We start from the raw sequence: 25,035 nt of genomic DNA, 5'->3' as shown, positions 1-25,035 counted from the left end.
TCGGCAGAGGCCCCGCTTCGGCGGGGCCTCTCGCCTTACGCCGGGTAGGCGTGCGTCTGGGCCGCCTTCACCGTGGCCCAGACCGGAGCCCCCGGGTGCAGGTCCAGTTCGGCGGCGGCGACCGTGGTGAGGTCGGCGGCGAGGGCGAGTTCGCCGGTCAGGTCGGCGCGGATCTGGTCGCCGTGGGTCTCCAGGCCGGCCACCTCGCAGCGCCAGAGGTTGCGAGCGCTGGCGCCCGTGGGGCGGTCCCGGAAGAGGGTGACGGCGCTCGGCGGGAAGGCGACGAAGACGTCACCGGTGAGGTCCTCGGTGGTGGTGATCGCGGGGCCCGTGGTCAGCTCCACCGTGTGGCCCTCGGCCCGGCCCCGGTAGAGGTTGAGGCCGACCAGGTGGGCGATGTAGTCGGTGCGCGGGTGGCGGGCGATGTCGGCCGGGGTGCCCTGTTGGACGACCCGGCCGTCCTCGACGACGATCAGGCGGTCGGCCAGCACCATGGCGTCCAGCGGGTCGTGCGTGACCAGTACGGCCACGGCCTCGAACTCGGCCAGGTGACGGCGGAGTTGGGAACGTACGTCGAGGCGGGTGCGGGCGTCGAGGGCGGCGAGGGGTTCGTCCAGGAGCAGCAGGCGCGGGCGGGTGGCCAGGGCGCGGGCCAGCGCGACGCGCTGGGCCTGGCCGCCGGAGAGACGGCGGGGTCTGACGCCGGCGTGTTCGGCGAGGCCCATGCGGTCCAGCCAGGCGGCGGCCTGGGTGCGGGCCTCGGCCTTTGTCGCGCCTTGGCAGCGGGGGCCGAAGGCGACGTTGTCGAGGGCCGTGAGGTGAGGGAAGAGGAGGTAGTCCTGGAAGACGACGCCCACCGGGCGGGACTCGGGGGGCGTGCGGTCCAACTCCCTACCGTCCAGGCGGAGATGGCCGGCGGTGAGGGGGGTGAGGCCGGCCAGGGCGCGGAGGGCGGTGGTTTTTCCGGCGCCGTTGGGGCCGAGGAGGGCGACGACCTCGCCGGGGGCGGCGGTGAGGGTGATGTCCAGGTGGAAGGTGGGGCGGGTGACGACGAGGTGGGCGTGGAGGCCGGGTGTGGCCGGGTGCGGGTGTGTGGTCGGGTGCCGGTGCGTGGTGGGTACCCGGCCTTCGGCCGGGTACGGGTTCCCACCCGCACCACCCGTGCGGGTATCAGTGTCGGGTGCGGGTGGCCCCTGCGGGGGCGGAGCGCCGTCGGCGGCCGCGGGCAGGTCGTGGGATGGGTGGGTGCCGTCTGTGGCTGCTGGCAGGCCGTCGGACGGGTGGGTGCCGTCGGCGGTTGCGGGCAGGGCGTCGGATGAGGGGGTGCCGTTGGCGGCCGCGGGCAGGCTGTCGGATGGGTGGGTGCCGTCGGTGGTTGCGGGCAGGGCGTGGGACGAGGGGGTGTCGTCGGTGGTGGGTAGGGCGTGCGGTGGCTGCTTCTGGGGAGGCTGCATGCCGTCCGGTGTTGTGGGGTGTGAGTCGGTCATCGGGGTGTCGTCCAGCGGGTCGTCCTCATGATGCCGTCGTCCAACGGTCCCGCAGCGCCGCGAGTACCGCGATCGACACCGTCAGCAGGACCAGGCTGAGCGCGATCGCCGCGTCGGGGTCGTTCTGCAGGGCGAGGTAGACGGCGAGCGGCATGGTCTGGGTGCGGCCGGGGAAGTTGCCGGCGAACGTGATCGTCGCTCCGAACTCGCCGAGTGCGCGGGCCCAGGCCAGGACCGCGCCGGCCGCGATACCGGGGGCGATGAGGGGAAGCGTGACCCGGCGGAACGCCGTGAAGCGGGAGGCGCCCAGGGTGGTCGCCGCCTCCTCGTAGCGGGGGTCGGCGGCACGGAGCGTGCCCTCGACGCTGATCACCAGAAAGGGCATGGCCACGAAGGACTCGGCGACCACCACGCCCGCCGTGGTGAAGGGGAGGGTGATGCCGAACCAGGAGTCCAGCCACTGGCCGACCACACCGTTGCGGCCGAGGGCGAGGAGCAGGGCCACACCGCCCACCACCGGGGGCAGGACGAGCGGGAGGGTGACCAGCGCGCGGACGAAACCCCGGCCGGGGAACTCCGTGCGGGCCAGCAGCCAGGCCAGGGGGACCCCCAGGACCAGGCTCACGGCCGTCGCCGCCGTCGCGCAGACCAGGGAGAGCTGGAGTGCCTGCCACACCTGCGTACTGGTCAGCAGGGACGGGAGGCTGCTCCACGGGGCCCGCACCAGCAGGGCGACCAGCGGCAGGAGCAGGAAGGCCAGAGCTACCGCTCCGGGGAGGAGGAGCGGCAGCGGTACAGCTGGCCGAACCCGCCGGCGCCGCGGCCCGCCCGTGAGGGTGCCGGTCGCTGCGCCGGACTCGTCGGCTTTCGTCACGGCTTGAGGAACCCGGCGTCGTTCAGGACCTGCTGGCCCTCGGCGGACTGCACCAGGGCGATGAACGCCTTGGCCACCGTGGGGTTCGGGGCGTTCTTGAGAAGGGCGATCGGGTAGTCGTTGATCGCGTCGGCGGACTCGGGGAACTCCACGCCCTCCACCTTGCTGCCGGCCGCCTTCACATCGGTCTTGTAGACGACCGCGGCGTCGGCCTCCTTCAGCACCACCTTGTTGAGGGCGGACTTGACGTCCTCCTCGTAGGAGACCGGGGTGAGCTTGAGCTTGCTGGCGTCCAGGGCCTTCTGCGCGGCGGCACCGCACGGCACCGTCTTGTCGCACAGCACGACCTTCAGCGACGACTTCGTCAGGTCCTTCAGCGAGGAGACCTTGTCGGGGTTGCCCGGCAGGGTGGCGATCTCCAGCTGGTTGCGGACGAAGGTGGCCGGCGCGGTGGCGGTGTCCTTCTTGTCCGTCACGAGCGCCATGGTCTTGGGGCTCGCGGCGGCGAAGACGTCGGCCGGCGCACCGCTGGTGATCTGCGCGGCGAGCGTGTCACTGCCGCCGAAGCTGAAGTTGACCTTGGTGCCCGGGTGGGCCTTCTCGAAGTCGGCCTTCAAGGTCGTGAAGCTCTCCTGGAGCGAGGCCGCCGCGAACACGGTGATCGAGCCCGACAGCTTGGGCGTCGCCGCCGACGACGGGTCCGACTTCGTCGTCGCGGACGAGTCGCCGTCGGAGGAGGAACAGGCGCTCAGGGCCAGCAGGGCCGCGACGGAGGCACCGGCCACCTGGAGCGTCCGCCGGGTCCGGCGCACGGAACGGGTCATCACGAGTGAACTCCTCTGATTTCTCTGGGAAAACTTGTCGCGCCCTGCTGCGACCTGGGTACCGGCCACCTGGCGATGATACTGCCGCATTTGCCAGGCGTAAGTCTCTTGTCACATCGCATGAGCTGCATACTCAGGACCTGAATCTGGCATGTGCGTTTGTACGGTGGCGTGCGGGTACCGTCATCCGGGAGGTGGCCGCCCATGACGCTCGCCGAACTCGCCCTCACCGGAGACCTGGCACGACGGGCCCGGCTGACCGTGCCCGACCTCCTGCGCCGGCCCCAGCACCGGGTGCGGGTCAGCTTCGAGTGCGCCACCAGCGGCATCCAGCGCCACGGCTTCACCGGCCCACGGCTGTACGACGTCCTCACCGGCGCCGGACCCGGATTCGACCCCGGCCGGCGCAAGGACCGGCTGCGCTTCCTCATCGCGGTCACGGGTGCCGACGGGCACCACGCGCTGCTCTCCTGGGCCGAGATCGACCCCGATTTCGCCCACGCCCCCGTTCTGCTCGGTGTCAGCATCGACGACACTCCGCTGGACCGGGCGGGCCCGCAGCTGGTGCTTCCGCAGGACCGCTGCGGGGCCCGGCACATCAGCGGCATCACGGAGATACGGGTGGACGGGGAGTACGGCGGCCGGCCGCCGGCGCCCGCCACACCCGGCCGCGCGTCGGCGCAGGGTCCGTGAACCGCACCTCGTCGTGCACGTCGACGTCGTGCACTACCGGATGCTGCGGGTGGAGCACTTCACCGGCCGGGACCTGTCCCGGCGGAGCGGCCGGCTGGACCCGCGGGCGCCCCCGGCGTGCGGGTGGGCGGAGCAGCGGTCAGACGCGGTCGATGTGCACGTTCGTGGACTTCACCCGGGCGGTGGCCTCCATGCCGACCTCCAGGCCGAGTTCCTCGACCGCCTCCCGGGTCAGGAGGGAGACCAGCCGGTGCGGGCCGGCCTGGATCTCCACCTGGGCGGCGACGTCGCCCAGCTTGATCGCGGTGACGATGCCGGGGAAGGCGTTGCGGACCGAGGTGTAGGAGGTGTCCTCCTCGCCGCTGCCGGCCTTGGCCAGTGCGACGGAGAACGCGGCGAGGTCCGCGCCGTCGATGAGCCGCCGGCCGCCCTCGTCACGATGGGTGGCCATCCGGCCCGCGTCGGCCCAGCGGCGGGCGGTGTCCGGGCTGACGCCGAGCAACCGTGCCGCCTGGCCGATCGTGTAGGACTGCATGCAGGTCACGATAGGCCCAGTCGGCGGGGCACGTGGTCAGGGGGTGGGCGGTCAGAAGAGGCCGGACGCTTCGAGGACGGCGCGCGCGTTCGTGTCGTCGATCTCGTGTCCGAGCCGCGCCAGCACCTCGGCGCCCCGGCGCAGGGTGCCGCGCTCCACCGAGCGCCGGACACCGGTGTCCAGTTCGTGCCAGAGCAGCGGGTTGGCGTGCAGGACGCCCGGGTCCAACTCCAGGCGGCTGCCGTGCGTGTCGCGCAGCACCAGGTGCGCGGAGACGTCCCCGTACCGGCCGACGTAGACGAGGGCGTCGGTCCGGACGGTACGGCGGCGGAGCGGGCCGCGTACGGCCAGCCAGCCGGGGCCGGCGGTGACCCGGGCGGGCAGCAGCATGGTCAGGACGGCGGCCGACAGGGCGACCCAGAGCAGGGCGCGGGCCGTGGTGAGGGTGCCGGCGTCCCAGTCCACCAGGAGCGTCAGCCCGCCGAAGCCGAGGGCGCAGCCGACGGCCAGCAGTGCGCTGCCGCGCCAGGTGCGGTCGCCCGCTGCCCGGCCCCTGCGTGTTCTGTCCGCCATGAGGCCGACGGTAGGGTCCGGTGACCGCTCCGGAGCTTGCCCTGACGGGCTTCTTATGCGGACCGAGCGGTTATTGACGGGATTCTTACGCGCCGGGCCCCGCGCATCGTCTCCCGCCCTCAGCCGGTGTGGACGCGTGGTCGGCGGGCCCGGTCCGGCTCCGCCTCGCGCAGCACCTCGCGGGTGACCGGGGCGACCTCGCCCTGACCGAAGAGGAAGAAGCGCAGGAAGTTGGCGAACGGGCCGCCCTCGGTCCACTCGAAGTAGATGTGCGGGATGCAGCCGGTCTCGTCCCGGACGTGCAGCAGCAGCGCGGCCAGGGCGTTCGGGATGGAGGCCGACTCCAGGGTCAGCACGCGATAGCGGTTGTGCAGGACCTCGCCGCGGACGGTGAGGCCCGCCTCGAACTCGGAGGGGTCGGTGACCGTCACCTCGACGAAGACGAAGTCCTCCTGCTCGGGCATGTCGTTGTCGGCCCGGATCTGGTCGACCTTGTCGCGGTACTCGGCCTTGTCGCGGGCGTCGGGCTCGTTGGCGATGAACCGTATCCTGCGGCTGGCCATGTCCCTGATGAACCGTTCCGCCATGTCGTCGAGCGTCACGCTCGTCACGCGCAGTTCGAAGGCGCGGGCCAGCCGGGACAGCAGCGACACCAGGATGATGCCGACGATGAAGCAGGCACCGATCTTGACACCGTCGGGGCGTTCGATGACGTTGACGACGGTCGTGTAGAGGAACACCGCCGAGATCACCGCGAAGGCGACGGTCCACTTGCGCTGTCCGGCCTTGCGGGCGGCGATGGTCACCGCGATCGCGGCGGAGCTGATCAGCACCAGGACGCCGGTGGCGTAGGCGCCGCCCTGCGCGTCCACGCTGGCGTCGAAGATCCAGGTGACCAGGAAGGCGATCAGGGTGAAGACGATGACCATCGGGCGTACGGCGCGGGCCCAGTGCGGGGCCATGCCGTAGCGGGGCAGGTAGCGGGGCATCAGGTTGAGCAGACCGGCCATCGCGGAGGCGCCGGCGAACCACAGGATGCAGATGGTCGAGACGTCGTAGACCGTGCCGAAGGCGCTACCCAGGTACTGGTGCGAGAGGTAGGCGAGGGCACGGCCGTTGGCGTCGCCGCCGGGCTTGAACTCCTGCTCAGGGATCAGCAGCGTGGTGATGAAGCTGGTCGCGATCAGGAAGCAGCTCATGATCAGGGCGGCGGTGGTGAGCAGCTTTCTGGTGTCCCGGATGCGGCCGGTGGGCTGCTGCTCGGTGTCGCCGGGCTCGCCCTTCACGTGCGGCATGACGGCGACGCCGGTCTCGAAGCCGGACAGGCCCAGGGCCAGTTTCGGGAAGACGATCAGGGCGACGCCGATCATGACGAAGACGTTGCCGTGTTCCGCGGTGAGGGCGCTGGTCCAGTCGGTGATGACGTGCTCGGCGGTGATCACGTGGTAGAAGCCGACGATCACGACGACGACGTTGAGCGCGAGGTAGATGCCCACCAGGGCGACCGCGACGCCGATCGCCTCCAGGAAGCCCTTGAGGAAGACCGCGCCGAGCAGGGCCACCAGGAACAGCGTGATGATCATCTGCTTGCCCTGCAGCGCATCGGTGAGATGCGGGTTCTCGACCAGGTGGGTCGAGGCGTCCGCCGCCGACAGGGTGATGGTGATCAGGAAGTCGGTGGCGGCGAAGCCGAGCAGGGTCAGCACGAAGAGCTTGCCCTGCCAGAAGGAGAGCAGCCGCTCCAGCATGGCGATGGAGCCCTCGCCGTGCGGGCTCTCCTCGGCGACGCGGCGGTAGACCGGCAGGGCGCCGGCCAGGGTGACTATGACGAGCACGATGGTCGCGATCGGCGACAGCAGGCCGGCGGCGAGCGCCGCGATGCCTGGCTGGTAGCCGAGGGTGGAGAAGTAGTCGACACCGGTCAGGCACATCACCCGCCACCAGCGCTGGCCCTGGTGTGCGGGTTCGGGCTGTGCGTGGGGACCGGTGTGGCCGCCGCTCTTGCCCATGTCGGACAGCCCCTCCAGCATCCAGGCGCGCAGGCGACTGGGAGGGGGGTGCTCGGTCGTGGCCATGGGGACGGCTCCTGGTGTCCGGCGCGGTGTGGTGGGGCGCAGTTCGATTCCGGCCATCACGCGGACGGCGGCACCAGCGTAAGCAGAGCGTGACGTGTGGGCCCACGGATCGGAGGGCGTTGGGCGTCAAGCTTGCGTTAAGAATGCCCTGACGGGCGGGGGTCGCGCAGCGGGAAAGAGCGGAGCGGAGACCGTGGGGGGACGTTGGGCTGTCCGTGGGGCGGCGGGCGGGCGCGGGGGTCGGACACCGAGCGTTATCCCGAACGACGCGGTGCGGGCGCGGTGCAGGCGTCCCCGCAGGCGCCGGTTTCCCGCGTGGACTCTCGTCGCGGGCGGCCCGTCGAGGTCCCGTCAAGTCCCGTCAGACCGGCCTGAAGGGGCGTCAGGAGCGCATCGTCGCCGATCGCCCGTGGCCGGAGGCGGCCTCGACTGACCGGCAAACCGCCCTGGCGTGCGGTTGCGGCTGCTCGCGGTGGTGCTGACCGGGCTGGGCCTCCGGCCTCGGCCGGTGGAGTTCCGCTGACGACGCGCGGCCCCGCGACCGGCCCCTGCCCGCGGAGCGCTACGCGTCCGCCAGCCTGGCCTCCTCCAGGTCCAGCGACCGCTGGAGCCGTCGTCGGGTCGTGTCACTGATCGTGTGCTCGTCGTACAGGCGCCGCAGCTCCGCCGCCTCCACGGCTATCAGGTCGCGGCGCAGCTGCCGGTAGACCAGGTCGGCCGACTCGGCGGTGCTGTCGGTGAGGCGGTCGCGGGCGTCGTCGAGGCGGGCGTGGAGGCCGCGCCGGAGCCGGTCGAGGACCACGTCCGGTACGGCCTCCAGCTCGGACAGCTCCGCCAGCCGCCGGATGCCCGCGTCGGCCAGCCGGCAGCGGGCGGCGGCCTCCTCGCGCTCGGTGTGCTCGGGCTCCAGGGCGATCCCGGAGCGGCGCACCACCGAGGCCAGGGAGAACCCCTGGACGACCAGGGTGACCACGACCACGGAGGTGGTCAGGACCAGGACCAGTGGCCGCTCGGACAGCGCCGAGCCGTCCTTCGCCGTCACCGGGATCGACAGCGCGGCCGCCAGCGGCACCACGCCCCGGGTGCCGGCCCAGGTCAGCACCACCGGCAGCCGCCAGTTCAGCCGCTGGATGCCGCCCTTGCGCTGCACGACCGCCGACAGCGGCGCCAGCCACAGCAGCCGTACCGCGATCAGCGTGCCGGCCACCGCCAGCGCGTACAGCGGCCACGCCCTGTCGCCGTCGGACAGCGCCCGCACCTGCGCGGGCAGCGCGAGCCCGATCAGGCTGAAGACCACACTCTCCAGCAGGAACACCACCGTGCCGTACACGGCGTCCAGCTGGAGCCGTATGCGGGCGTTGGTGAGCCGGTCGCCGCGGCCGCCCAGGACGACCCCGGCGACCACCACGGAGGTGACGCCGGAGGTGTGGGCCGCCTCCGCGAGGACGTACGCCGCATAGGGCGTGACCAGGGAGATCACCGTCTCCAGGACCGGGTCCTCGGTGCGCCACCGGATCACCGTGACCACGGCGGCGACGAGCGCGCCGATCAGCGTGCCGCCGCCCGCGAGCAGCAGGAACTCGCCGCCCGCCGCCCCCCAGTCCGCCGCCGCGGCGGCCACCGCGACGCTCACGGCGACCCGGTAGAGGACCAGGGAGGTCGCGTCGTTGAAGAGGCTCTCCGCCTGGACCAGCATCTGCACCCGCGGCGGCAGGGCGAGCCGGCGGCCGAGCGCGGTCACCGCGACCGGGTCGGTGCTGGCCAGGATCGCGCCCAGCACCAGCGCCATCGGCCAGGACAGCGGGGTGACCAGCGAGGCGACCACGCCGACGGCCGCCGCCGAGGCCAGCACCAGCCCGACCGCGAGTACGCCCACCGGCTTCCAGACCGCCCGGAGCTCGCGCCAGGGGAGTTCCTCCGCGCTGGCGTAGAGCAGCGGCGGGAGGACGACGAGACCGATGACCTCAGGGCTGATCCGGATCGTCGGAGCGCCCGGCAGCAGGGCCACGGCGAGGCCTGCCACGACGAGGAGGGAGGGGGCGGGAATCCGCCATCGGCGGGCGAAGGTCGCCACCACCGTGGCCAGTACCACGAGTGCGAGAACCGTACCCACGCCGCGCATGCCGTCCCTCTGGGGCCCAGGGCCGGTCCACGGGGGACGGGCCCGACAGGAGCCACCGTGACTCCCGGCCGACCAGACTTCCCGGCACACCTCTCTCATCCTATCCGGCCGCGGCCCGCTGCCCAGGCCTTACGGCACGCTTCTCTTCGAGGCGACGAACGGTGTATCGCGCGGCCGTCTGAAGGGGCCGCCCCTTTTCTTGACATGCTCTTGACGGAATTTTGAACGGTGGTCGGCGGCCCGGCCGGAACCGGCGTCAGGGTCGGTGCCGTTCAGGCTGATGTGACGTCAACCCTCCCTGTACCAGCGGCTTCCGGAGAGAGAACCGGGCACATGGTGATCTGCGGCGACGACGGCCTCGCACACCGCCTCGCCGTCGAACTGGACGCCGTGTGCGGTGAGGTCGTCACCGTGGTCCTGCCGTCCGCCGACGACGAGCACGGCGCCCGGCTCGCCGCCCTGCACCGCGACCCGACGTCCGCCGTCAACCTGCACGTCTCGGGCCGCCCGGACGAGGCCACTCTGCGCGCGGTCGGCGTGGCACGGGCCGCCGCGCTCGCCCTGACCTACCGCGACGACCAGGTCAACGTCACCGCCGCCCTGCTCGCCCGCACGGTCAACCCCTCTGTACGGCTGGTCGTGCGGATGTTCAACCGGGAGCGCGGCAGCCATCTGGAACGGCTTCTGGACCGGGCGGCCGGCCTGTGCGACACCCCCGCACCGGACACCTCCACCACCGTGCTCTCCGACGCCGACACCGCCGTACCGGAGCTGGTCGCGGCAGCCGCCGTGGGCCACGGCCACACCCTCCAGGTCGAGGGCAAGGTCTTCCGCGGTGTCGTACGGCCCGCGGGCACCCCCACGCACGCCACCGACCTCGCCACCCTCGCCGTGCTCTCCGGCGCCCACGAGGACGACCCGGCCAGCCAGGACAGCGCCGAGACGGCCGGCGAGGACGGCACCCAGCTGCTGCCGGACGACCCAACGGCGTACCACCGGCAGTCCACGCACGGGCGGCTGATGCTGGAGGAGGTCGTCCATCTCGACACGACCGAACCGGCCCGCCGGGTCCGGCGGTTCCGGCCGGTGCGCTGGGTGCGGGCCCGGTTGGCCCACCTGCCCTGGCGGGTCTTCCGCTCCCGGCAACTGGCCGCGGTCTACGGCTCGTTGGCCGCCGTGGTGGTCGCCCTGTCCACCGCCACCGCGCTCTTCGCGGACGAGCATCCATGGTGGAAGAACTTCTATCTGCCGCTGCTGGACATCTTCACGATGGGGGATCCGGCGACCGAGGAGTCCCCGGCCCGCCGCATACTCCAGCTCCTCGCCGGCTTCGTCGGGCTCGCCGTGCTGCCGCTCGTGGTCGCCGCGACCATGAACGCCACCGAGGCGTTCCGCACCGCCTCCGTGAACCACCCGCCCGACGACGACGTCAGCGGCCACATCGTCCTGGTCGGCCTCGGGATGGTCGGCACCCGGGTGCTGGACCGGCTGCGCACCACCGGCCACCAGGTCGTGGCCATCGAGCGGGACCCACGCGCCAGGGGTGTCGCGCTCGCCCGCGAACTCGGCGTCCCGCTGGTCCTGGAGGACGCCACCGCCCCCGGCGTCCTCGAACTCGCCCGGGTCCGGCAGTGCGGCTCCCTGCTCGTCCTCACCCGTGACGACGGCCAGAACCTCGACATCGTCATGGCCGTCCGCGAGGCCAACCCCGGGGTGAGGGTGGTCACACGGCTGTACGACGACGCCTTCGCCGCGACCGTCCAGCGCACGTTGCGCGCGTCCTACCCGGATGCGCTCACCCGGAGCAGAAGCGTTTCGGCGCTGGCCGCGCCCTCTTTCGCGGCGGCGATGATGGGGCGCCATGTACTGGGGGTGATGCCCGTGGAACGCGGGTCGCTGCTGTTCACCTGCGTGGACGTGGCCGGGCATCCGGAGCTGGAGGGACGCTCGGTGCACGAGGCCTTCCGGCGGCGGGAGTGGCGGGTGCTGGCGGTGGGGCCGGTCGGCGGGAGCGCCCCGGGACAGGCCGCCTTCGACTGGCGGCCGGCCCAGGGACGAGTGCTGGAGGCGGGGGACCGGGTGGTGATGGCCACCACCCGGCGGGGGCTCGACGTGCTGATGGCGGGGGCGCGGTGGGCCTGAGGCGGGGGCTGCTCCAGGCCGGACACCTTGAAGACGCCCAGCAAGCGGCTGACCCAGGCGGCCGGCGGGAAGGCCGAGCCGGGGCCAGGGGTTTTGACGGCCGAACGGCGGCTTGTGGTCGTGAGGCGGCCGAGGCTGCGTAAGAGTCGCGTCAAAGGCGTGAACACCGCCGTAAGGGACCCGTCAACGGCGGCTGAATCCGGCCGGAAAGACGCTTACCTCTAACAGTCCGCGTCTGTTCCGAACCTCATTCAGGAGTTCACGATGGCCGATCTGGCCTTCGTCGTCACCGTGCTCGCGGGTTTCGCGCTGGTGGCCCTCGTCGCCAAGGGGGTGACGAAACTGTGACCGCCGAGAACATCGTCGGCCTTGTCGTGGCCGTCGCCCTGCTGGGCTATCTCGTCCTCGCCCTGATCTTCCCGGAGAGGTTCTGAGACAGGCATGGGTCCCGTAACCGCCACCCTGCCGCCCTTCGCCGACTACGCCGGCACCCACCTGACGATGGTCGTGCTGGTCGCCCTGCTGGTGTGCCTGATCCCGACGACGATCGGTGCGCTGCTGTCGGCGATCGGCATCGCCGGCATGGACCGGCTGGTGCAGCGCAACGTGCTCGCCATGTCCGGCCGTGCGGTCGAGGCCGCCGGTGACGTCTCCACGCTGCTGCTGGACAAGACCGGCACCATCACCCTCGGCAACCGGCAGGCCTCCGAGTTCGTGCCGGTGCACGGGGTGACCGAGGCCGAGGTGGCCGACGCGGCCCAGCTGTCGTCGCTGGCGGACGAGACCCCCGAGGGCCGCTCGATCGTCGTCCTGGCGAAGGAGGCGTACGGGCTGCGGGAGCGGCACCAGGGCGAGCTGGCGCACGCCGAGTGGATCGCCTTCACCGCCCAGACCCGGATGTCGGGCGTGGACGTCGACGGACGCAGGATCCGCAAGGGCGCGGCCGGTTCGGTCATCGCCTGGGTGCAGGAGCAGGGCGGCACCGTCGCCGAGGACGCGGACACCCTCGCGGGCCGCATCTCCGAGGCCGGCGGCACCCCGCTGCTCGTCGCGGTCGACGACGCCGAAGGCGCCCACGGGTGACAACCCGCTGACCGCCAAGGCGATCGCCGAGGAGGCGGGCGTCGACGACTTCCTCGCCGAGGCCACCCCCGAGGACAAGATGGCCCTCATCAAGCGGGAGCAGGCCGGCGGCAAGCTGGTCGCGATGACCGGTGACGGCACCAACGACGCGCCGGCGCTGGCCCAGGCCGACGTGGGCGTGGCGATGAACACGGGTACGTCGGCCGCCAAGGAGGCCGGCAACATGGTCGACCTCGACTCCAACCCGACCAAGCTCATCGAGATCGTCGAGATCGGCAAGCAGTTGCTGATCACGCGGGGTGCGCTGACCACGTTCTCCATCGCCAACGACGTCGCGAAGTACTTCGCGATCATCCCGGCGCTGTTCGCGGCCGTCTACCCGGGGCTGGACAAGCTCAACATCATGGGCCTGTCCTCGCCGGACTCCGCGATCCTGTCAGCGGTCGTCTTCAACGCGCTGATCATCGTCGCGCTGGTGCCGCTCTCCCTGAAGGGCGTGCAGTACCGGCCGGTGAGCGCCGACAAGCTGCTGCGGCGCAACCTGACGATCTACGGCATCGGCGGCCTGATCGCCCCGTTCATCGGCATCAAGATCATCGACCTGCTCATCTCCCTCATTCCCGGAATCGGCTGAGCGCCATGAACAACTCCGTCATGAACACTGCCCGGTTGCTGGGTGCGGGGCTGCGGGCGCTGCTCGTGCTGACCCTGGTGACCGGTGTCATCTACCCGCTGGTCGTCACCGGCATCGCCCAGGCCGCGTTCCACGACAAGGCGAACGGCTCCGAGATCACGTCGGACGGCAGGGTCGTCGGCTCGTCCCTGATCGGGCAGTCGTACGACCTGCGGCTGGAGAAGGGCCGGCAGACCGCGGACGCGGACCTGCGGTGGTTCCAGGGGCGTCCGGCCGACGGGCTCGGCAGCAACAGCATCAACACCCGCTACAAGCTGATCCTTTCGGGTGCGACCAACCTCGCCGCCGACAGCAAGGTGCTGATCCAGCAGGTGAAGGACGCCAAGGCCGCCGTCGTCAAGGACAACTCGGTGCCCGGCCACCCGGTCAGGCCCTCCCAGGTGCCGGCCGACGCCGTCACCTCCTCGGGTTCCGGCCTGGACCCGGACATCTCCCCGGCCTACGCCGAGCTCCAGGTCCACCGGGTCGCCGAGCGGAACGGCCTGTCGGTCGCCCAGGTGGAGAAGCTGGTGAAGGACCACACGGACGGCCGCACCCTCGGGTTCATCGGTGAGCCCCGGGTGAACGTCCTCGAACTCAACATCGCGCTGAAGGAACTGACCAAGGGCAGCTGATGACCCGAGTGCTGGTCGTGGAAGACGACCCTCAGCTCGTACGGGCACTCGTGATCAACATGCAGGCCCGCCGGTACGGAGTGGACGCGGCGCCCGACGGCGCCACGGCCCTCCGGCTGGCGGCCGCGCGTCAGCCGGACGTGGTGATGCTCGACCTCGGACTGCCCGACATGGACGGGGTCGACGTCATCAAGGCGCTGCGCGGCTGGACCCGCATACCGATCCTGGTGCTGTCCGCGCGGCAGGCCTCCGACGAGAAGGTCGCCGCGCTGGACGCGGGTGCCGACGACTACATCACCAAGCCGTTCAGCATGGACGAACTCCTCGCCCGGCTGCGGGCCGCGGTCCGCCGCACCCAGGAGGTGCCGCTCGCCCCCGAGACCACCCGGGTGGAGACGGACGACTTCACCATCGACCTGCTCGCCAGGAAGGCGGTGCGGGCGGGTCACGACGTACGGCTCACCCCCACCGAGTGGCATCTGCTGGAGATCCTGGTCACCAACCCCGGCCGGCTCGTCACGCAGAAGCATCTGCTGCGGGAGGTGTGGGGCGTCACCCAGAGCGCCAAGACCAACTACCTGCGGGTCTACATGGCCCAGCTCCGCCGCAAGCTGGAGGCGGACCCCTCGCATCCCCGGTACCTGATCACCGAGCCCGGCATGGGCTACCGCTTCGAAGGATGACATGGCACGCGGCAGGCTTCGGATCTACCTCGGCGCGGCTCCCGGCGTGGGCAAGACCTACGCCATGCTCTCCGAGGCCCACCGCAGGAACGAGCGCGGCACGGACTGTGTCGTCGCGTTCGTCGAGCACCACGGGCGTCCGCGCACCGAGGTGATGCTGCACGGCCTGGAGGAGATCCCGCGCAGGGAACTGGAGTACCGGGGTTCGGTGTTCACCGAGATGGACGTCGACGCCGTGCTCGCGCGCCGCCCCCAGGTCGCCCTCGTCGACGAACTCCCGCACACCAACATCCCCGGCTCCCGCAACGCCAAGCGCTGGCAGGACGTCGAGGAACTGCTGGCCGCCGGGATCGACGTCGTCTCCACCGTCAACATCCAGCACCTGGAGTCGCTCGGTGACGTGGTGGAGTCCATCACCGGGGTACGGCAGCAGGAGACCGTGCCCGACGAGGTGGTCCGGCGTGCGGACCAGATCGAGCTGGTCGACATGTCACCCCAGGCGCTGCGCCGGCGGATGGCGCACGGCAACATCTACCAGCCGGACAAGGTCGACGCGGCCCTCTCGAACTACTTCCGGCCCGGCAACCTCACCGCCCTGCGCGAACTCGCCCTGCTCTGGGTCGCGGACCGGGTCGACGAGTACCTGAACGAGTACCGCAGCGAGCACCGGGTGTCGGCGATCTGGGGATCGCGGGAGCGGATCGTGGTCGGCCTGACCGGTGGGCCGGAGGGGCGGACGCTGATCCGGCGGGCCGCCCGGCTCGCCGAGAAGGGCGCCGGCGGCGAGGTGCTCGCCGTCTACATCTCCCGCAGCGACGGCCTCACCTCGGCCTCCCCGAAGGAACTCGCCGTCCAGCGCACCCTGGTCGAGGACCTCGGCGGCACCTACCACCACGGCGTCGGCGACGACGTTCCGGCCGCGCTCCTCGACTTCGCACGCGGGGTCAACGCCACCCAGATCGTCCTCGGCGTCTCCCGGCGCCGCGCCCGGCAGTACCTCTTCGGGCCGGGCGTCGGCGCCACGGTCGCCCGGGACTCCGGTCCCGACCTCGACGTGCACCTCGTCACGCACGACGAGGCCGGCAAGGGGCGGCTCCCGCTGGGCCGTTCGGCGCGGCTCGGCCGGTCCCGGCTGATCTGGGGCCGGCTGACCGGGGTCCTCGGGCCGGTCCTGCTCACCTGGCTGCTGACCTCGGTCGCACCGGACATGGGCCTCGCCAACGACATGCTGCTGTACCTCGCCCTGACCGTGGCCGCGGCCCTGCTCGGCGGTCTGCTGCCGGCGCTCACCTCGGCGGTGGTCGGCTCCCTGCTGCTCAACTGGTTCTTCACCCCGCCCGTCCACACCCTCACCATCGCCGACCCGAAGAACATCGTCGCCATCGCGATCTTCGTCGGGGTCGCCGTGTCGGTGGCCTCGGTGGTGGACCTCGCGGCCCGGCGCACCCAGCAGGCGACCCGGCTGCGCGCCGAGTCGGAGATCCTCTCCTTCCTCGCGGGCAGCGTGCTGCGCGGCGAGACCAGCCTGGAGGCGCTCCTGGAGCGGGTGCGGGAGACCTTCGGCATGGTCTCGGTGGCGTTGCTGGAGCGGGCGGCCGACGTGGCGCCGTGGACCTGCGCCGGCAGCGTCGGGCCGCGGCCCTGTCAGTCGCCCGAGGGCGCGGACGTCGACGTGCCGGTCGGCGACCACCTGACCCTCGCCCTGTCCGGGCGCGTGCTGCCGGCCTCCGACCGGCGGGTGCTGGCCGCCTTCGCCGCGCAGGCGGCCGTCGTGCTCGACCGGCAGCGGCTCCGGCAGGAGGCGGACCAGGCGAAGGAGCTGGCGGAGGGCAACCGCATCCGCACCGCCCTGCTGGCCGCCGTCAGCCACGACCTGCGCACTCCGCTGGCCGGCATAAAGGCCTCGGTGTCGTCGCTGCGCTCGGACGACGTCGACTGGTCCGAGCAGGACCGGGCGGAGCTCCTTGAGGCCATAGAGGCGGGCGCCGACCGGCTGGACCACCTCGTCGGCAACCTCCTCGACATGTCCCGCCTGCAGACCGGCACGGTCACGCCCATCGTCCGCGAGACCGACCTGGACGAGGTGGTGCCGATGGCGCTCGGCGGGGTCCCCGAGGACAGCGTGGAACTGGACATCCCGGAGACGCTGCCGATGGTCCACGTCGACAGGGGACTCCTGGAGCGGGTCGTCGCCAACGTGGTCGAGAACGCCGTCAAGTACAGCCCCGCGGACACCCCCGTGCTGGTGAGGGCCAGCTCCATGGCCGACCGGGTGGAGATGCGGGTCGTGGACCGCGGACCCGGCGTCCCGGACGAGGCCAAGGAGCGCATCTTCGAGCCGTTCCAGCGGTACGGCGACTCACCGCGCGGCGCGGGGGTGGGGCTGGGCCTCGCGGTGGCCCGGGGGTTCGCCGTGGCGATGGGCGGCACGCTGGCCGCCGAGGACACCCCGGGCGGCGGCCTCACCATGGTGCTGAGCCTGCCCACCGCACCGGGCCGCAGACCTGGGCGGCCGGACCTGCCGGCGGCTGTGGTGTCGTAGCGCGGCGGGCTGCCGCAGGGCTCGGTGCTACGACAACTGCCGTGAGTCCAGCGGCAGATGCCAGCTGTTGCGGCGGTGCGCGGACGCCAGGGCGGCCTCCAGCGGAGAGGGCGGCACGGCCAGGACCGGGCAGTGCGCGTGGGACAGGCAGTAGCGGGCCACCCGGCCCGAGAACGCCCGGTGCCAGCCGCGCCGGCCCGCGCCGACGACCAGCACGTCGTCCTCCCGGTCCGCCGTCTCCACCAGGGACGGTCCCGGGGTGCCGCGGATCACGAGACCGTGCAGCGGGACCCCGGGCCCGGCGTCGCCGAAGACCTCGTCCAGCACCTCCAGCAGCCGCTGCCGGGCCGGCCCCTGCCACGCGTCGACCAGCAGCATCGAGGCCGCCGAGCGCCGTGCCGCCAGCTCACCGCCCGGCGGCTCCCAGACCAGCACCGGCCACAGCTCCGCACCCCGCCGCCGGGCCTCCGCCGCGCCCCGGCACAGGGCCGTGACGCTGCCCAGCGAACCACTCACGCCGACCACGACCCGAACGGGCGCGCGGACGTCGTCACCGGACATGGCTCACCGTTCTTCCCCTCTTCCCCAGTCGTCTCTTCCGCAGTCGCCCCGGGCAGTTCCGGGGCCGAACGGGTACCCCGGCCCGGTCCCATGACACTGCGCCGAACGGGCGACGGCCGGGGCCCGAGCCTGTGACGGCTGCCTTGTCCGGCCCCGAGCGGGCTCCTACAGTGCGCTCCGTAATGTTCGCCGACCTCGCCGAAACTTTCGGCGCGGCTTGGGGAGGGGCACACACATGCGGACGTACGACAACCCGGTCATCCCCGGCTTCCACCCCGACCCGAGCGTGTGCCGGGTGGGGGAGGACTACTACCTCGTCTGTTCCAGCTTCGAGTACTTCCCCGGCGTCCCGCTCTTCCACAGCCGGGACCTGGTGCACTGGCGGCAGCTCGGCAACGTCCTCGACCGGCCTGGGCAGTTGACGCTGCCGGACGACACCCCCGCCTCGGGCGGCGTGTACGCGCCGACCATCCGGTACCACGACGGGCTCTTCCACGTCGTCACGACCGATGTCAGCGGCGGCGGCAACCTCCTCGTCACCGCCGAGCGGCCCGAGGGGCCCTGGTCCGACCCGGTGCGGATCGACCTCCCCGGCATCGACCCGGACCTCGCCTGGGACGAGAACGGCGACTGCTGGTGTGCCGTCGCGGGGGTCGCGGTCGCCCGGCTCGACACCCGGAGCGGGAAGGTTCTGGAAGGGCCGCTGCCGATGTGGTCCGGTACCGGGCTGCGGGACCCGGAGGCACCGCACCTCCACCGGGTGGGCGGCTGGTGGTACCTGCTGGTCGCCGAGGGCGGCACCGCGCTCGGGCACGGGGTGTCCGTGGCCCGCGCCCGCTCGCCGCGCGGGCCCTGGGAGCCCGCGCCCGGCAACCCGCTGGTCTCGCACCGGGGCACCGGGGAGCCCGTCCAGTGCACCGGGCACGCCGACCTCGTCCAGGCCGCCGACGGCAGCTGGTGGGCGGTGCTGCTCGGCACCCGGCCGCGCGGCTGGTTCCCCGAGTTCCATGTGCTCGGCCGGGAGACCTTCCTGGCCCCGGTGGAGTGGGTGGACGGCTGGCCGCGCATGGGCCGGGTGCGGATGCGGCACGAGGCTCCGGCCGCCTGGCACCCGGTCGAACAGCCGCCCGTACGGGACGACTTCACGGACCCGGCCCTCGCGCCGTACTGGATCTCCCCGCGCAGCAGGCCGGACGGGTCCTGGTCGCTGGCCGAGCGGCCCGGGTGGCTGACACTCACGGCCACCGGGGACAGCCTCGACCGTCCCGGGCACACCTTCGTGGGCCGCCGCCAGCAGCACCCCGACTGCCGGGCCGCCGCACTGCTCGACCCGGGCCCGGGACGCGCGGGCCTGTCGGTCCGCATCGACGAGGCCCACCACTACGACCTTGAGGTGAGCGGGGGAGTGGTGAGCGCGGTGGCCCGGATCGGTCCGCTGCGGCAGCGGCTCGCCGAACACGCCGTGCCGCCCGGTCCGTTGACCCTCGTGGTCGAGATCCGTACGACCCGGGTGCCGCCGCCCACCGCCACCGAACCGGGACAGGACGACGCGACCGGCGTCCGCCCCGCCGGGCCCGATGCGGTGACCCTTTCGATCGAAACGTCCGACGGTGTCGTTCGGCTGGCCGAACTCGACGGCCGTTACCTCTCCACCGAGGTGGCCGGCGGGTTCACCGGCCGGGTCATCGGCATGTACGTCACCGAGGGGCGGGCCGCCTTCGACTGGTTCGCATACCTGCCCATCACCTGATGCGCGACACCTTGACGCTCCTGATCCGCCTTTCTAGAGTCGCCGTTCGGAACGTTCGATGAAAATGTCGAATGTTTCGAAAAACGGCGGCCTCAGAACACCACCGATCCAGGACGGCGTCGGTCGTCCTTACCCCAAGGAGCGCATCATGGGCGACCCGGCACTGTCCCGTCGCGGTTTCCTGGCGGCCACCGCGGCCGCCGGTCTGGGCATGACCGCCCTCAGCGGCTGTGGTGGCTCGGACTCGGGGTCGTCGGACGGGACGACCACGATCGAGTGGTGGAACATCTCCACCACCGAACCCGCGAAGACCGTCTGGGCCGGTCTGGCCAAGAAGTTCGAGGCCCAGAACCCGAAGGTGAAGATAAAGATCACCCAGCTGGAGAACGACGCCTACAAGACGAAGATGACCTCGCTGACCGCGTCGGGCAAGCTCCCGGACATCTTCCACACCTGGGGCGGGGGCGTGCTCCAGCAGCAGGTCGACGCCGGCCTCGTCGAGGACGTCACCGACAGGACCAAGCCGTGGGCCGACGGCCTGCTCTCGGTCGCCAAGGCGCCGTACATCCTCGACGGCAAGACGTACGGCATCCCGTTCGACATCGGCATGATCGGGTTCTGGTACAACAAGGCGCTCTTCAAGCAGGCCGGCATCAGCGAGCCGCCGACCACCTGGAGCGGCTTCCTCGACGCGGTGAAGAAGCTGAAGGCGAAGAACATCACGCCGATCGCGCTGGCCGGCAAGGAGAAGTGGCCCGAGATGTACTACTGGGCCTACCTCGCGATGCGAACCGCCGGCATCGACACCCTCAAGAAGGCCAACGACGACAAGGACTTCACCGACCCCGGGCTCGTCCAGGCCGGACAGCATCTCAAGGACCTGGTCCAACTCCAGCCGTTCCAGAAGGGGTTCCTCGGCGCCGCGTACTCCACGCCGACCGGACAGGCCGCCACCATGGGCAACGGCAAGGCCGCCATGGAGCTCATGGGCCAGTGGGCCCCGTCCGTCGAGGCCGACTCGGGCAAGGGGATCGGCGCCAACCTCGGCTTCTTCCCGTTCCCGGCCGTCGAGGGCGGCAAGGGCGCCATCACCGAGGTGTTCGGCGGGGGCGGCGGACACGCCCTGCGCAAGGGCGCCCCGCAGGCGGCCGTCGACTTCCTGAAGTTCTTCGCCTCCGCGGCCACCGACCTCGAACTCGTCAAGAAGACCGGCACCCTCCCGATCCTCCCCGCCGCCGAGTCGGCCCTCTCCGACCCCAACACCAAGGCGGTGGAGGCCCAGTTGAAGGCCGCCACCGGCTTCCAGCTTTACCTCGACCAGGCGTACGCGCCGGCCGTCGGCCAGGAGGTCAACGACAGCGTCTCCGCGCTGATCGCCGGCTCCAAGTCTCCCGAGCAGGTCACGCAGTCGATCACCAAGACCGCGAAGGAAGCGTAGTAACCGCCGATGACCTCGACCTACCTCCCGGACAAGCGGACCGGACCCGATCTCGCCCTCCCGTCCCCGGCCGCCGGCTCGGCCCGCGGCCGGGCGCGTCGGCGCCTGCTGAACTGGCTCACGGCGGTCGGCTTCCAGGTGCCCGCCCTGGTGCTGTTCATGGGGCTCGTACTGCTGCCGATGCTGTTCGCGCTGTACGCCGCCTTCTTCCGCTGGGGCGGCTTCGGCATGCCCTCCGACTACATCGGCGGCGACAACTTCACCCAGCTCTTCCAGGACGACGTCTTCCTCGGCGACCTCTGGCGCTGCGGGCTCCTGGTCGTCCTGTCGCTCGCCCTGCAACTGCCGTTCGCGCTCGCCATGGCCGTCGCGCTCAACCAGCGATTCCGCGGCCGGGCCGTCTACCGGATGCTGTTCTTCGCGCCGTACGTCCTGTCCGAGGCCATCACCGGGGTGCTGTTCAGCATGATCTTCGCTCCGGACGACGGACTCGCCGACCACATCCTCGGCAGCATCGGCCTCGGCGGGCTGGGCGGTGAGTGGTTCGCCGACCCGCACTACGTCATGGCCACCGTCTTCCTGGTCATGACCTGGAAGTACTTCGGCTTCCACATGATGCTCTACCTGGCCGGACTCCAGTCCATCCCGGCCGAGTTGACCGAGGCGGCCCTCATCGACGGCGCCGGACCCTGGCAGCGCTTCCGCAACGTCACCCTGCCGCTGCTCGCGCCCACCCTGCGCATCAGCGTCTTCCTCTCCGTGATCGGATCGATCCAGCTCTTCGACCTGGTCTGGGTGACCACCCAGGGCGGCCCCGACCACCACTCCGAGACGATGGCCGTGACCATGTTCCAGTACGGCTTCAAGCGCTACCAGGTCGGCTACGCCAGCGCGATCAGCGTGGTCATGTTCGGCATCTGCCTCGTCTTCGCCCTCGCCTACCAGCGGTTCGTGCTCCGCCGCGACCTCGAAGGCGCCACCACGAACATGAGGGGGGACGGCAAGTGACCAGAAAGACCAAGGCCGTACGGACCCTGCCGTTGCACCTCGTCCTTGTCGCGGTCGGCGCGGTGATGGTAGTACCCCTGCTGTACGCCGTCCTGTCCGGCTTCAAATCCACCGGCGAGCTCTCCAGCAACCCCTTCGGACTGCCCAGGCACTGGCTGACCGGCAACTACACCGGCATCCTCGGCTCCGGCGACTTCTGGCGGCTGCTCGGCAACAGCACGCTGATCGCGGTGGGGACGACCGTGCTGGTGGTCGCCGTGTCGGCGCTCGCGGCCTTCTCCTTCGCGCGGTTCGCGTTCCGCGGGCGGGAGGTGCTGTTCACCTTCTTCACGATGGGGCTGATGTTCCCCTTCGCGGTGGCCGCCCTCCCGCTGTTCCTCCTGCTGCGCTATCTCGGCCTGCTGGACAACCCGTTGGGCGTGATCCTGCCGCAGGCGGCCTTCGGGCTGCCGATGACGATCATCATCCTGCGCGGCTTCTTCCGGCAGATCCCGGGGGAGTTGGAGGAGGCGGCCACGCTCGACGGGTGCAGCGCCTTCGGGTTCTTCTGGCGGGTGCTGCTGCCCATGGCCCGGCCGGCGCTCGGCACGGTCTCCGTGCTGGCCGTCGTCACCAGCTGGAACAACTTCATGCTGCCGCTGCTGGTTTTCACCGACTCCAAGTGGTGGACGCTGCCGATCGGCGTGCAGCAGTTCCAGGGCCAGTACTCGGCGGAGTACGCCCGCGTCTTCGCCTATCTGGTCCTCGCCATGGTTCCTGCCCTGGCCTTCTACTCGGTCGCCGAGCGCCAGCTGGTCGGCGGCCTCACCGCCGGCGCCACCAAGGGCTGAACCCGCACTGGTCATCTCCACGGATCATCCCAACTGATCGGAGTCGCACGATGTCCCGTACACGTCTCAGACTCGCCGGTGCCCTCGGGGCCGTACTCGTGGCCGCCGGGATCGCCACCGGGCCCGCCGCCCAGGCCCACGACCGGCAGCCCACCCTCGCCGAACTGGCACAGCGCCACGGCCGCTACTTCGGCAGCGCCACCGACAACCCCGAACTCACCGACACCGCCTACACCAGGCTGCTCGGCACCGAGTTCGACATGATCACGCCCGGCAACGGCATGAAGTGGTACGCCACCGAGCCCCAGCAGGGCGTCTTCGACTGGGCCAACGGCGACCAGATCGTGAACCTGGCCCGCAAGAACCACCAGAAGGTCCGCGCCCACACCCTGGTCTGGCACAGCCAGCTGCCCGACTGGCTCACCTCACGGGACTGGACGGCCGGCGAGCTCCGGGCGGTCCTCAAGAACCACATCCAGACCGAGGTACGGCACTACCGGGGCAAGGTCTACTCCTGGGACGTCGTCAACGAGGCTTTCAACGAGGACGGCAGCTACCGCGAGACCCTCTGGTACAAGACGCTCGGCCCCGGCTACATCGCGGACGCGCTGCGCTGGGCCCACCAGGCCGACCCGCACGCCAGGCTCTACCTGAACGACTACAACATCGAGGGCCTCGGCGCGAAGAGCGACGCCTACTACGCGCTCGCCCAGCAGCTGAAGGCCGAGGGCGTCCCCCTGGACGGCATCGGATTCCAGGCCCACCTGGCCCTCCAGTACGGCTATCCGTCCACCCTGGAGGACAACCTCCGCCGCTTCTCCCGCCTCGGCCTGGACACCGCGCTCACCGAGGTGGACGTGCGCATGCAACTGCCGGCGACCGACGAGAAGCTGGCCGAGCAGGCCACCTGGTACGCCGATCTGACCAAGGCCTGTCTGGCGGTACGGCACTGCGTGGGCATCACGGTCTGGGACTACACGGACAAGTACTCGTGGATCCCGGCGTTCTTCCCCGGCGAGGGCGCGGCCCTGCCCTGGGACGAGCAACTCGCTCCCAAACCGGCCTACTTCGCACTGCGCACAGCACTCGATCACACGGGGTGACGGTCCCCGGACGCACATCGGGGCCGGTGCGCACCTGGGTGTGCGTCCGGCCCCTGCTGGTCACCGGGCGGAGCGGCGGGGCCGCCCGGGGTGGTGCGGCAGGTCTCTCAGGCGGCGGTCACCACACGGCCGGCACCGAGCGGGCGGTGCGGCGCGATGATCTGGCCGTCGGGCAGGAGCTCACCGGTGTCCTCGAAGAGCAGAACGCCGTTGCACAGCAGGCTCCACCCCTGTTCCGGGTGGTGCGCCATGAGGCGGGCGGACTCCCGGTCGGCGGATTCGGCTGTCGGACACGGCGGCTGGTGCTGGCACATGGATAGGGTCTCTCGCTTGGTCGTGGTCATGTCGGTCCCCCGTGCTGATGAGTCGGTCGGAAACCAGTGTTGCCTTCCGGGCGTTGCTCCGCAGGGATTTCGCCGCACCGCTTCTCACAGGTTGGAGACGCGTCACCCGCGCGGACGGTTCATCCCGACCGTGCTGCCAATTCGGATGGTTTCACATGGCCGGATGGGGCTAGTCCGAACGGTGGGCCATTGTGAGGAGAAGGTTATGTCGGCTCTTAGGAGCGGTGAATTGCTCGTACGAGCGGAACGGAAAGGGAAACACCCGTACCCCGCCACTCGACCGCGAGTGACGGGGTACGGCACGGTGTGGCGACGGCGTCAGGCGGGCGTGATGAGCAGGGGCGACGGCGTGATCCGGTCGGTCAGCACCGGGAGCAGTTCGGCGACCAGGTGTGGCCGGTGCGCCGCGATGCCGGGCGGGGCGGGTGCCAGCGGCACGAGCAGGTCGGTGGCGGCGGGGTGCCCCTCGGCGCCGTCGGCCGTGCGGTCGCCGTGCAGCCACAGGGTGAGCATGTAGAGGCCGGGCAGGGACAACAGGCGTGGCTGGTACGTCTGTTGCAGGGCCTCGGCCTGGTGCAGGGCCCGTTCGGTGGAGGCGATGTAGGGGCCCTCGAAGAAGTGCGAGAACGCCCAGCCGTCCGGGGTGAGCATCGTGTCGGCCGCGGCCACCGCCCGGTCGCCGCAGCGGATCAGGAAGCGCCAGCCGGCCAGCCGGGTGGCGGACACGCCCTCCGGCGTGATCCGGTCCAGCACGTGCACGGGAAGCGGGAGTTCGGGGGTCACGGGCCCCTGGGCGGTGCGCAGGGAGGGGGTCCGGGCCTCGCGGACCGCGGTGGGGGACCCCAGGGCGGTGAGGACGGAACGCAGTGCGGGCGCGGGGGCAGGAGGGACTTGCAGCGGCATGGTGGGTCGCCTCTCATTCGACAGGCGCGGTGGCGCGAGGGCGGGGGCGGACGGCGCTGTCAGCTCACAGGAGGTCAGAGAGGCGGGGGCCCGGTTCGGTGAAGAGGGGCGCGGGCGTTGCCTGCCGCACGTCACTCGGACGGCAGGAACCAGGACC

21 protein-coding genes and 1 pseudogene are annotated in these 25,035 nt (G+C 71.4%); 12 read left to right on the top strand and 10 right to left on the bottom strand.

What is annotated here, in order from left to right; all coding sequences use genetic code 11:
• Positions 1 to 35 precede the first annotated feature (35 nt).
• The 3 genes from OHB00_RS10025 to modA form a co-directional block, all read right to left on the bottom strand.
• The gene (locus OHB00_RS10025) at positions 36 to 1,028 is read right to left on the bottom strand and encodes an ABC transporter ATP-binding protein (protein WP_406445706.1); all 993 of its coding nucleotides are present in this window, start codon (positions 1,026 to 1,028) and stop codon (positions 36 to 38) included.
• Between the two features lie 484 nt (positions 1,029 to 1,512).
• Positions 1,513 to 2,361 carry a molybdate ABC transporter permease subunit gene (gene modB / locus OHB00_RS10020; RefSeq protein WP_406433380.1) on the bottom strand — a complete coding sequence of 283 codons (849 nt, stop codon included), beginning with the start codon at positions 2,359 to 2,361 and terminating at the stop codon, positions 1,513 to 1,515.
• On the bottom strand, positions 2,358 to 3,185 hold the full coding sequence (gene modA / locus OHB00_RS10015) for a molybdate ABC transporter substrate-binding protein (protein WP_406433378.1): 828 nt from the start codon (positions 3,183 to 3,185) through the stop codon (positions 2,358 to 2,360). Before modA ends, modB begins: the two co-directional genes overlap by 4 nt.
• A 204-nt stretch (positions 3,186 to 3,389) precedes the next feature.
• Here modA and OHB00_RS10010 point away from each other — a divergent pair, with 204 nt between their 5' ends.
• Positions 3,390 to 3,878, top strand: a complete 489-nt coding sequence (locus OHB00_RS10010; RefSeq protein ID WP_406433376.1) for a molybdopterin-dependent oxidoreductase — start codon at positions 3,390 to 3,392, stop codon at positions 3,876 to 3,878.
• Positions 3,879 to 4,017: 139 nt separating this feature from the next.
• Here the strand turns inward: OHB00_RS10010 and OHB00_RS10005 are convergent, their stop codons facing one another.
• The 4 genes from OHB00_RS10005 to OHB00_RS09990 all read right to left on the bottom strand — a co-directional run bounded on the left by OHB00_RS10005 (position 4,018) and on the right by OHB00_RS09990 (position 9,183).
• Complete coding sequence (locus OHB00_RS10005; protein ID WP_406433374.1) at positions 4,018 to 4,413, bottom strand: molybdopterin-binding protein; 396 nt, start codon at positions 4,411 to 4,413, stop codon at positions 4,018 to 4,020.
• Between the two features lie 51 nt (positions 4,414 to 4,464).
• Complete coding sequence (locus OHB00_RS10000; protein ID WP_406433372.1) at positions 4,465 to 4,986, bottom strand: hypothetical protein; 522 nt, start codon at positions 4,984 to 4,986, stop codon at positions 4,465 to 4,467.
• 119 nt (positions 4,987 to 5,105) lie between these two features.
• Positions 5,106 to 7,061, bottom strand: a complete 1,956-nt coding sequence (locus OHB00_RS09995; RefSeq protein ID WP_406433370.1) for an amino acid transporter — start codon at positions 7,059 to 7,061, stop codon at positions 5,106 to 5,108.
• A gap of 562 nt (positions 7,062 to 7,623) precedes the next feature.
• Positions 7,624 to 9,183, bottom strand: a complete 1,560-nt coding sequence (locus OHB00_RS09990) for a Na+/H+ antiporter (RefSeq protein ID WP_406433368.1) — start codon at positions 9,181 to 9,183, stop codon at positions 7,624 to 7,626.
• Positions 9,184 to 9,516: 333 nt separating this feature from the next.
• On the opposite strand from OHB00_RS09990, the gene OHB00_RS09985 reads away from it, so the two are divergent.
• From OHB00_RS09985 to OHB00_RS09960, 6 genes and pseudogenes are all read left to right on the top strand, one after another.
• Positions 9,517 to 11,325 carry a potassium channel family protein gene (locus OHB00_RS09985; protein ID WP_406433366.1) on the top strand — a complete coding sequence of 603 codons (1,809 nt, stop codon included), beginning with the start codon at positions 9,517 to 9,519 and terminating at the stop codon, positions 11,323 to 11,325.
• A 344-nt stretch (positions 11,326 to 11,669) separates the two neighbouring features.
• Positions 11,670 to 11,759 (top strand): K(+)-transporting ATPase subunit F, encoded by a 90-nt coding sequence (kdpF, locus tag OHB00_RS09980; RefSeq protein WP_016434100.1) that lies wholly within the window; start codon positions 11,670 to 11,672, stop codon positions 11,757 to 11,759.
• 22 nt (positions 11,760 to 11,781) lie between these two features.
• Positions 11,782 to 13,042: pseudogene (locus OHB00_RS09975) on the top strand (HAD-IC family P-type ATPase); the annotation flags it as partial.
• Positions 13,043 to 13,047: 5 nt separating this feature from the next.
• Positions 13,048 to 13,716 (top strand): potassium-transporting ATPase subunit C, encoded by a 669-nt coding sequence (locus OHB00_RS09970; protein WP_406433364.1) that lies wholly within the window; start codon positions 13,048 to 13,050, stop codon positions 13,714 to 13,716.
• Positions 13,716 to 14,399: a response regulator gene (locus OHB00_RS09965; RefSeq protein ID WP_406433362.1), complete on the top strand. Its 684-nt coding sequence runs from the start codon at positions 13,716 to 13,718 to the stop codon at positions 14,397 to 14,399. The genes OHB00_RS09970 and OHB00_RS09965 overlap by 1 nt, the downstream gene beginning before the upstream one ends.
• Position 14,400: 1 nt before the next feature.
• Positions 14,401 to 16,941: a DUF4118 domain-containing protein gene (locus OHB00_RS09960; RefSeq protein WP_406433360.1), complete on the top strand. Its 2,541-nt coding sequence runs from the start codon at positions 14,401 to 14,403 to the stop codon at positions 16,939 to 16,941.
• A 27-nt stretch (positions 16,942 to 16,968) separates the two neighbouring features.
• Here the strand turns inward: OHB00_RS09960 and OHB00_RS09955 are convergent, their stop codons facing one another.
• A complete protein-coding gene (locus OHB00_RS09955; protein WP_406433358.1) occupies positions 16,969 to 17,502 on the bottom strand; it encodes a universal stress protein in 534 nt (177 codons plus the stop codon).
• A 235-nt stretch (positions 17,503 to 17,737) separates the two neighbouring features.
• Here OHB00_RS09955 and OHB00_RS09950 point away from each other — a divergent pair, with 235 nt between their 5' ends.
• The 5 genes from OHB00_RS09950 to OHB00_RS09930 all read left to right on the top strand — a co-directional run bounded on the left by OHB00_RS09950 (position 17,738) and on the right by OHB00_RS09930 (position 23,631).
• Positions 17,738 to 19,252 carry a glycoside hydrolase family 43 protein gene (locus OHB00_RS09950; RefSeq protein ID WP_406433356.1) on the top strand — a complete coding sequence of 505 codons (1,515 nt, stop codon included), beginning with the start codon at positions 17,738 to 17,740 and terminating at the stop codon, positions 19,250 to 19,252.
• A gap of 148 nt (positions 19,253 to 19,400) precedes the next feature.
• Complete coding sequence (locus tag OHB00_RS09945; protein WP_406433354.1) at positions 19,401 to 20,690, top strand: extracellular solute-binding protein; 1,290 nt, start codon at positions 19,401 to 19,403, stop codon at positions 20,688 to 20,690.
• A gap of 9 nt (positions 20,691 to 20,699) precedes the next feature.
• Positions 20,700 to 21,698, top strand: coding sequence for a carbohydrate ABC transporter permease (locus tag OHB00_RS09940; protein WP_406433352.1), 999 nt, complete (start codon positions 20,700 to 20,702; stop codon positions 21,696 to 21,698).
• 65 nt (positions 21,699 to 21,763) lie between these two features.
• Positions 21,764 to 22,528 (top strand): carbohydrate ABC transporter permease, encoded by a 765-nt coding sequence (locus OHB00_RS09935; RefSeq protein ID WP_406445705.1) that lies wholly within the window; start codon positions 21,764 to 21,766, stop codon positions 22,526 to 22,528.
• Between the two features lie 50 nt (positions 22,529 to 22,578).
• Complete coding sequence (locus tag OHB00_RS09930; RefSeq protein ID WP_406433350.1) at positions 22,579 to 23,631, top strand: endo-1,4-beta-xylanase; 1,053 nt, start codon at positions 22,579 to 22,581, stop codon at positions 23,629 to 23,631.
• 107 nt (positions 23,632 to 23,738) lie between these two features.
• Here the strand turns inward: OHB00_RS09930 and OHB00_RS09925 are convergent, their stop codons facing one another.
• The gene (locus tag OHB00_RS09925) at positions 23,739 to 23,945 is read right to left on the bottom strand and encodes a DUF5999 family protein (RefSeq protein WP_181807334.1); all 207 of its coding nucleotides are present in this window, start codon (positions 23,943 to 23,945) and stop codon (positions 23,739 to 23,741) included.
• Positions 23,946 to 24,293: 348 nt separating this feature from the next.
• Positions 24,294 to 24,878: a hypothetical protein gene (locus tag OHB00_RS09920; protein ID WP_406433347.1), complete on the bottom strand. Its 585-nt coding sequence runs from the start codon at positions 24,876 to 24,878 to the stop codon at positions 24,294 to 24,296.
• Positions 24,879 to 25,035 lie beyond the last annotated feature (157 nt).

Source organism: Streptomyces sp. NBC_00631, from assembly GCF_045206895.1.
Lineage (GTDB): Bacteria > Actinomycetota > Actinomycetes > Streptomycetales > Streptomycetaceae > Streptomyces.
The sequence above is the reverse complement of the archived record's forward strand: the minus strand, read 5'-3'. Positions and strand labels throughout refer to the sequence as shown.